The organism is Streptomyces muensis, from assembly GCF_021474425.1.
In the GTDB taxonomy this organism is placed as follows: Bacteria; Actinomycetota; Actinomycetes; order Streptomycetales; family Streptomycetaceae; genus Streptomyces; species Streptomyces muensis.
On the sequence record NZ_JAKEIP010000366.1, the window covers coordinates 1 to 6324 of the forward strand.

Genomic DNA, 6324 nt, shown 5'->3' on the forward strand with positions numbered 1-6324 from the left:
CTCCGGCCTCGTCCTCAAACGCCGGACAGGCTGAAGATCACTTCTAGGGTCTCTGGGTGTCCACCGCCGTCTTCGGTAGTACGAACTCGCACCACACCGCCTTGCCGCCGCCCGGGGTTCGTCGTGAACCCCAGGCCGAGGCGATGGTGGCGACGATGGCGATGCCTCGGCCGGATTCGTCGGCTGGTTCTGCTCGGCGGCGGCGGGGGAGGTGGTCGTCGCCGTCTGTCACCTCGATGATCAGGCGGCGGTCGGTGCGGCGGAGGCGTAGGCGCATGGGTGGGGTGCCGTGTTGGAGGGAGTTGGCGACCAGTTCGCTGGCGGCCAGGACGCCCAGGTCGTGGAGTTCGGGCGGGAAGCGCCAGCTGGTGAGGACGCCGGAGGCGAAGGCACGCGCGCGGGGGGCCGCCTCGATGCCGCCGAGGAGTTCCAGGGCGGCGTTGCGGAAGAGGTCGCTGTCGGGGCCGGTGCGGGCGGGGTGCTGGAGGACCAGGACCGCCACGTCGTCGTCGTGGTCCGCGGTGACGCCGGCGCTTCGGACCAGGCGGTCGCAGATGACCTGGGGGGTGCCGGTCGCGCCGGCCAGGGCTCGTTCCAGGGAGGCGATTCCCTCGTCCAGGTCTTCGTTGCGGCGTTCGACCAGGCCGTCGGTGTAGAGGACGGCCGTGGAGCCGGGGCTCAGGGCGATCGAGCCGGAGGCGTGCATCCAGCCGCCGGTGCCGAGGGGCGGGCCGGTGGGCTCGTCGGCGCGCTGGACGTCGCCGTTCTCGTCGCGGACCAGGATGGGGAGGTGGCCGGCTGAGGCGTAGACCAGGCGTCCCTCGTTCGGGTCGTGGACGGCGTAGACGCAGGTGGCGATCTGGTTGGCGTCGATCTCGGTCGCCAGGCCGTCCAGGAGCTGGAGGACCTCGTGCGGGGGGAGGTCCAGACGGGCGTAGGCCCTGACCGCCGTGCGGAGCTGGCCCATCACCGCGGCTGCTCGTACACCTCTGCCCATGACGTCGCCGATCACGAGCGCCGTGCGGCCGCCGCCCAGGGTGATCACGTCGTACCAGTCGCCGCCGACCGCGGCCTCGGTGCCGCCGGGGTGGTAGGTGGCGGCGATGCGCAGGTCGTCCGGTTCTTCGAGTTCCTGGGGGAGGAGGGAACGCTGGAGGGTGACGGCCGTTTCGCGTTGGCGGCGTTCGCTGGCGCGGAGGCGTTCGGCGGCCTCGGCGTGGTCGGTGACGTCGGTGGCGAAGACGAGGACGCCGCCGTCGCCCTCCGCCACGGGGGTGCAGGTGAACGTGTAGGAGCGGCCGTCGGGGGCCTTGCGGGACTTGAGGGTGCGGGGCTTGCCGCTGCGCAGGACCTGGTCGAGGAGAGGGAGCAGACCCAGTTCGGCCAGTTCGGGGAGGGCCTCGCGGGCCGGTTCGCCCTGGGGGCGTACGCCGAAGGCCGCCACGTACGCGTCGTTGACGTAGGCCAGGCGGTGGTCGGTGCCGTGGACCAGGGCGACCAGCGCCGGGACTCGGTCCAGGACCTCGCGGACCGGGAGTTCGTCCACGGCCGGGATCGGCTTGGCGTCGTCGGTGAGGTGTTCGGCGCGGGCCGCGGGGACGGCGCCCGGACTCTCTCCCCGGCGGTCCTGGGTGACCGCCGCCGCGGGTTCGGTCCGCGCTGCGGCGCGGCGCTGCGTTCCGGGGAGCCGGGCGCTCCAGCGCGTGAAGTTCACGAATCCTTGCCTCGTGTCGTCGTCTTCGGCCAGCTCCGGACCCGGCCTGGGGTCTGCGGGGTGGCACCGGCAGCCCCGGATTGCAGCACTGTGGGGAGAGCCTTGTGGGTCGTGGGCGGGCGGGTGCCCGTCCGGGGTCGGGATCGGTTCGGGATCAGTCTGGCAGTGCGGCCGACCTGGCCGACACCCGTCAGACGCCTGCCCCGTCGGTGGAGTTCCTGGGTCCGGTCAGGACGACCCCTTCGGGTCGTCTTCCGGCTTGAGAGGAGACTTTCCACCGGCCGCGAGTTCGAACTCCGCTCGGGGATGTTCGAGTGAACCGAGGGAGACGACCTCCCTCTTGAAGAGCCCCGAGAGGGTCCATTCGGCCAGGACGCGGGCCTTGCGGTTGAAGGTAGGCACCCTGCTCAGGTGGTAGACGCGGTGCATGAACCACGCAGCGTAGCCCTTGAGCTTGCGTCCGTAGACCTGTGCGACCCCCTTGTGGAAACCGAGGGAGGCGACCGAACCCGCGTACTTGTGGGCGTACGTCTCCAGGGGTTCGCCGCGCAGGGAGTGGACGATGTTGTCGCCGAGGACCTTCGCCTGGCGCAGGGCGTGCTGGGCGTTGGGGGCGCATTCCTTGCCGGTTTCGCCCGCGGTGACGTCGGGGACGGCGGCGGCGTCTCCCGCGGCCCACGCGTGCGTGGTGCCCTCGATCGTCAGCTCGGGGGTGCACCTGAGCCTGCCGCGCTCATTAAGTGGCAGGTCGGTCGCGGCGAGGATCGGGTGCGGCTTGACGCCGGCCGTCCAGACGACCGTACGGGTCGGGAAGCGGGCGCCGTCGCTGAGGACGGCGACGCGGTCCGCGCAGGACTCCAGGCGGGTGTGCAGCCGTACGTCGATGTTGCGGCGGCGCAGTTCGGTGACCGTGTAGCGGCCCATGTCCTCGCCGACCTCGGGCAGGATGCGGTCCGAGGCCTCGACGAGGATCCACTTCATGTCCTCGGGGCTGACGTTGTGGTAGTAGCGCGTGGCGTAGCGGGCCATGTCCTCCAGTTCGCCGAGTGCCTCCACGCCCGCGTAGCCGCCGCCGACGAAGACGAAGGTGAGGGCCGCGTCGCGGATCGCGGGGTCGCGGGTGGAGGAGGCGATGTCCATCTGTTCGATGACGTGGTTGCGCAGGCCGATGGCCTCTTCGACGGTCTTGAAGCCGATGCCGTGGTCGGCGAGGCCGGGGATGGGCAGGGTGCGCGCGATGGAGCCGGGGGCGAGGACGAGCTCGTCGTAGGAGAGCTGTTCGCTGCCCGTGCCGTCCTCCTCGGAGGCGAGGGTGCTGAGGGTCGCGGTGCGCTTGGCATGGTCGATGGCCGTGGCCTCGCCGATGATGACCCGGCACCGGGACAGGACGCGGCGCAGCGGGACGACCACATGGCGCGGGGAGATCGAGCCGGCGGCCGCTTCGGGGAGGAATGGCTGATAGGTCATGTACGGGTCGGGAGTGACCACGGTGATCTCGGCCTCGCCCCGGCCCAGTTCCTGTTTCAGCCTCCGCTGGAGACGCAGGGCCGTGTACATCCCGACGTAGCCGCCGCCGACAACGAGAATGCGCGCACGTTCCTTCACCATCCCATGACGCACCCGACGCTTGCGTTTGTCCACAGGCTCGACAATTTGTGTGACCGGGTGCCGTCGACGGCGCGGTTTGGCCGAATTGCCGGAGTGCGCGGAAAGTCCGCAGGTCAATGGGTGTGCGCCGGGGGATCGCGGGTGGCGCAATCTGGGCGTAAACGCCTCGTACTCCGATCGAGGGGCGCTCCGTGCGGAACGTGCCCCTTCTGAATTGACTCCCTCTCAACTATGTTCGTATGTCGACGGGGTGTAGGGGGATGTGCTCATCGGGTCCGCGAGTCACACAGGGCGGGCCTGTTTGTCCGGGCTTGTTCCGCGACGCTCCGGCTTTGCAATGACGGGGAGAGTCTCCGGGGGGAGACGTCATTACCGGGGGATCGCTTATGCATGTTCAGGATTCACGTTGGTCTTCCGCATCCGCCATCACATCGGGCGGCGGGGCGGTGGGCGGCACGATCAGCGCGGCTGCGGGCAACGGACGCGGGGACGCCTCGCGCACGACGCCGCTGCGCGTGGACGCACAGCGCAATCTGGAGCACGTGCTGCGTGCGGCGCGCGAGGTCTTCGGCGAGCTGGGCTACGGCGCGCCGATGGAGGACGTGGCGCGGCGCGCGCGCGTCGGCGTCGGCACGGTGTACCGGCGCTTCCCGAGCAAGGACGTCCTGGTGCGGCGGATAGCCGAGGAGGAGACGTCCCGGCTGACCGACCAGGCACGTGCCGCACTCGGCCAGGAGGACGAGCCGTGGTCGGCGCTCTCGCGCTTCCTGCGCACGTCGGTGGCCTCGGGCGCGGGCCGGCTGCTGCCGCCGCAGGTGCTGCGGGTCGGGGTCGAGGACGGCGTCGTGCTCGACGAGGCCCGGGTGCCGCAGCAGCGGGTCCAGCCGGGCACCGGTGAGCTGCGGCTGGTGCCGGAGCAGTCGCCGGCACGCGCGGTGGACGCGGTGGACGACGCGGGCGCGGCGGCGCTGCTCGACGTGGTGGGCCAGCTCGTGGAGCGGGCGCGCGCGGCGGGTGAGCTGCGGACCGACGTCTCGGTGTCGGACGTCCTGCTCGTGATCGCCACGGCGGCGCCCTCGCTACCGGACGCGGCGCAGCAGGCCGCGGCCTCGGCACGGCTGCTCGACATCCTGCTGGAGGGCCTGCGCTCGCGCCCGCAGGCGTGACCCGGTCCGGGTGAGGCCGTGCCGTCGAAGGGCGAGTGATGCGAAGGGGTGACGGCGGGGCGGGGTGCCGGGCCGACCCCCGCCTCGAACACCGTCACCGAACATGCCGGGCAGGTCGCGATGCGGCGCTCAACTCCCGCCCGGCAAGCGGCGCTTGAGTCTTCCCCGTAAGGGCGAGGGCCAGTACTACGCTGAGGGAAGTCCCCACGGACGAGTGGATGTCCGTACGGGTGGGTCCTGACCAAAAGCCAATATGGCACCCTGACCCGGTGTCCGGGACTGGTAGAGCTGGCAGCGGGGGCTTTCCGCGATGAGCGTAGACGGGTGGGACGAGTCACGCGGTGACGACGACTCGGCGACTCCGCAGGTGCCGAGTCAGGGCGGACGGGCCGATCTGCCACCGGGCGCCGACCCCCTGGAGGGCCGTACACCGGGCCGTGCGGAAGGCCGTTCGGACGGGCGCGCGGAGGGCAGCGTCCCGGCCCAGCGTGACCGGCGCGAGGACAGCACGCTGCCGCTGCCGCGCGAAGTGCCGCCGCCCCGCGAGCTGCCGCCGTCAGACGCCGACCTGATCGCACGGATGCGCTCCGGTGACGACACCGCCTACGAGGAGCTGTACCGGCGCCACGCGGAGGCGGTGCGCCGGTACGCGCGTACCTGCTGCCGCGACGCCCACACCGCCGACGACCTGACGGCCGAGGTCTTCGCCCGCATGCTCCAGGCCGTGCGCGGCGGCTCCGGCCCCGAGCACGCCGTACGCGCCTATCTGCTCACCTCGATCCGACGGGCCGCGGCGGACTGGACGAAGTCGGCGCGGCGCGAGCAGCTGGTCGACGACTTCGCGGTGTTCGCCGCGCAGTCCGCGCGGGTCTCCGAGGTGTCCGACAGCGACACGCTCGACCTGGGCGCCGACGTACGGGCGATGCACGAGGCCGAGCAGTCCATGGCCATGCGGGCCTTCCGGTCGCTGCCGGAGCGCTGGCAGGCCGTGCTCTGGCACACCGAGGTCGAGGACGAGTCGCCGAGCGAGGTCGCCACGCTCTTCGGGCTCGACGCCAACGGCACGCGGGTGCTCGCCAGCCGCGCCCGCGAGGGACTCAAGCAGGCCTACCTCCAGGCCCACGTCAGCGCCAGCCTCGCCGGCGACGAGGAGTGCGCCCGGCACGCCGACCGGCTCGGCGCCTACGCCCGCGGCAGCCTGCGCACCCGCGCCGAGCGGGGCCTGCGCAAGCACCTGGAGGAGTGCGCCAAGTGCCGGCTGGCCGCGGGCCAGATCCAGGAGGTCGCCGGAGGCATTCCCGCGGTCGTGCCGGTCGCGGTCATCGGCTGGTTCGGCGCCGCCGGGTACGCCAAGGCGGCCGGGCTCATCGCCGGGGGTGTCGGGGTCGGTGCCGCCGGTGGCGCCGGGGCGGCCTCGGCGGCCGGCGGCTCTTCCTCGGGCGGGGCGGGCTCCGGGGGCGCGGCGGCCTCCGAGGGGCTGGGCGCTCCGGTGAAGGCCGGTATCGCTGCCGGTGTGGTCGCGGTGGGCGTGGTGGCGGCGATCGTGCTCGCGCTGGCCGGCAACGAGAGACCGGCCGACAAGACCGACGCCAAGCAGCCTCCCGTCCCCTCCCCCATCGTCGAGGAGACGCCGACGCCCAGGCCGCCGGAGCCGTCGCAACCCGAGCCCTCGCCCAAGGAGCCCACTCCGCGACCGCCCGCGATCGAGCCGGCCGCCGAGCCCACGGCCTCCCCCCCCCCTGGCGCTTATACACATATACGAGCCCACGAGACCTGTTTAATCATCTCGTATGCCGGCGTGGGCGGGTAAAAGGGGGGGGGGGGGGGGGGGGGGGG

The 6324-nt window shown here is 72.3% G+C and carries 3 protein-coding genes and 1 pseudogene; 2 read left to right on the forward strand and 2 right to left on the reverse strand.

All coding sequences use genetic code 11. The features are described from left to right. Positions 1–43: 43 nt before the first annotated feature. Both L0P92_RS40845 and L0P92_RS40850 read right to left on the reverse strand, forming a co-directional pair. The gene (locus L0P92_RS40845) at positions 44–1714 is read right to left on the reverse strand and encodes an ATP-binding SpoIIE family protein phosphatase (protein WP_234768200.1); all 1671 of its coding nucleotides are present in this window, start codon (positions 1712–1714) and stop codon (positions 44–46) included. A 228-nt stretch (positions 1715–1942) separates the two neighbouring features. Continuing rightward, positions 1943–3322, reverse strand: coding sequence for an NAD(P)/FAD-dependent oxidoreductase (locus tag L0P92_RS40850; protein ID WP_234768201.1), 1380 nt, complete (start codon positions 3320–3322; stop codon positions 1943–1945). A gap of 386 nt (positions 3323–3708) precedes the next feature. Here L0P92_RS40850 and L0P92_RS40855 point away from each other — a divergent pair, with 386 nt between their 5' ends. Beyond that, entirely contained in the window at positions 3709–4488 is a 780-nt protein-coding gene (locus L0P92_RS40855; protein ID WP_234768202.1) for a TetR/AcrR family transcriptional regulator, read from the forward strand. Positions 4489–4798: 310 nt separating this feature from the next. Next, positions 4799–6229 (forward strand): annotated as a pseudogene (locus L0P92_RS45345) (sigma-70 family RNA polymerase sigma factor); the annotation flags it as partial. Between the last annotated feature and the right edge of the window lie 95 nt (positions 6230–6324).

What these genes read in the sequence shown, in the direction of transcription:
- L0P92_RS40850 (WP_234768201.1), bottom strand. Translation starts at nt 3,322, where the DNA reads ATGGTGAAGGAACGTGCGCGCATTCTCGTTGTCGGCGGCGGCTACGTC.
- L0P92_RS40855 (WP_234768202.1), top strand. Translation starts at nt 3,709, where the DNA reads ATGCATGTTCAGGATTCACGTTGGTCTTCCGCATCCGCCATCACATCG.